This window comes from Adlercreutzia sp. DFI.6.23 (assembly GCF_024462535.1).
Taxonomy (GTDB): Bacteria; Actinomycetota; Coriobacteriia; order Coriobacteriales; family Eggerthellaceae; genus Adlercreutzia; species Adlercreutzia rubneri.
Genome location: NZ_JANGBP010000306.1, coordinates 1 through 333 on the forward strand (window position 1 = coordinate 1; position 333 = coordinate 333).

Consider the following 333-nt stretch of genomic DNA (forward strand, 5'->3'; position numbering starts at 1 on the left):
CGGCGTCCCACATCGGCTCGACCTCGGTGGTCACGAAGTCCTTGTTGGCGGTGCGCACCAGGCGCTCCTCAAGGGTGATCTTCTCGTCGTAGTAGTTGTGCTTGTAGGAGCGGTCGGTCAGGCGCGGGCGGGGGGCCTGGGTCCACTTGAAGTCGGGATCCTGCTCGAAGTACTCCTCCATGAGGGGCCAGTAGGCCAGGTACTCAAAGTAGCGGCAGCGGAAGGAGTTGGCGGCGGCCATGATCTCGTTGCCGATGGTCAGCAGGATGTCGCGCGGAGGCATGCAGGTCATCATGGAGTCGTTGCGGAAGTCCGGCGTGCCGATGGCCTGGT

The 333-nt window shown here is 63.7% G+C and carries 1 pseudogene; it reads right to left on the minus strand.

What is annotated here, in order from left to right:
• Positions 1–333 (minus strand): annotated as a pseudogene (locus NE591_RS13475) (serine/threonine protein kinase); the annotation flags it as partial.